This is a genomic window from Dietzia sp. CW19, assembly GCF_014145265.1.
Classification (GTDB): domain Bacteria; phylum Actinomycetota; class Actinomycetes; order Mycobacteriales; family Mycobacteriaceae; genus Dietzia; species Dietzia natronolimnaea.
The window spans coordinates 1-1,194 of sequence record NZ_JAALEE010000441.1 but is presented as its reverse complement, the minus strand read 5'-3'; the positions used below and the strand labels follow the sequence as shown (position 1 = coordinate 1,194).

At 71.1% G+C, this 1,194-nt stretch carries 1 protein-coding gene and 1 pseudogene; both read right to left on the bottom strand.

Annotation, left to right across the window (positions count from 1 at the left end; translation table 11 throughout):
* On the bottom strand, positions 1 to 960 hold a 960-nt coding region (gene pknB, locus G6021_RS12995; protein ID WP_182641472.1), incomplete at its 3' end, for a Stk1 family PASTA domain-containing Ser/Thr kinase.
* Positions 957 to 1,194 (bottom strand): annotated as a pseudogene (locus tag G6021_RS16960) (serine/threonine protein kinase); the annotation flags it as partial. The gene pknB and the pseudogene G6021_RS16960, both read right to left, overlap by 4 nt.

Below are 1,194 nucleotides of genomic sequence, written 5' to 3'. Positions count from 1 at the left end.
CGGCGGGATCCGGTCGGCGCGGCCCGAGCCGTAGCCCGCCCCGGCGAATCCGTGGGGGGCGTCGGGTCGTTGTCCGTCGTCGAGCTCGTCGTCGGAGAGCACGAGCGGGGCGGCCGGCCGGCCGCCGCTCAGGACGGCGAGCAGGTCGGTGCGCATGTCCCCGGCGGTGTCGTACCGGTTTTCGGGGTTCTTGGCCATCGCCTGCATGACCACGGCGTCGACGTACCGGCCGACCTCCGGGTTGATCGCGGAGGGCGGCTGCGGTGACTCGCGGACGTGCTGGTACGCCACGGCGACGGGGGATTCGCCGGTGAACGGCGGGGCTCCGGCGACCATCTCGTACAGGACGCAGCCGGCCGAGTACAGGTCCGATCGGGCGTCCACCGTCTCGCCCCGGGCCTGCTCGGGGCTGAGGTACTGGGCGGTGCCGAGCACGGACGAGGTGTTGGTGAGGGTCGAGCTGGCGTCGCTGACCGCGCGCGCGATCCCGAAGTCCATGACCTTGACGGCCCCGTCGCGCGAGATCATGATGTTCGCCGGCTTGACGTCGCGGTGGATGATCCCCTTCTTGTGGGAGAAGTCGAGGGCGCCGCAGACGTCCGCCATCACCCCGAGTGCGCGTTCCACCTCCAACGGACCATCCATCTTGACGATGTCCCGGATCGTGTCGCCCTCGACCAGTTCCATGACGATGTAGGGCAACGCGCCGTCATCGGTGCGCTCCTCGCCCGTGTCGTAGATCGCCACGATGGAGGGGTGGTTGAGCGACGCCGAGTTCTGGGCCTCGCGGCGGAAGCGCTGGTAGAAGGTCTCGTCGCGGGCCAACTCGGGCCGCATGATCTTGACCGCCACGTCACGGCCGAGGACGGTGTCCCGCCCCCGGTGGACCTCGGACATGCCGCCGAACCCGAGGACCTCGCCGATCTCGTACCGACCGGCCAGCAGGTGAGGTGTGGTCATCCGCCGTCACCTCCCCTGCCGTTGTTCGCGGCCGCACCCGCGTTCGGGTTCGCGTTGCCACCGGTGTTGCCGCCACCGTCGCCCTCGCCGGCCTGGCCCGGTGGGACGAAGGAGTTGAACTCGGAGGTCAGTGAATCGAGCATGTCCTGCAGGTCCGGCGCGGGCGGGATGACGGTCGGCGACGGCACCGGCTGGGGCGGCGGTGTGGGCTCGGGGGCCGGGGCGGGGGCCGGC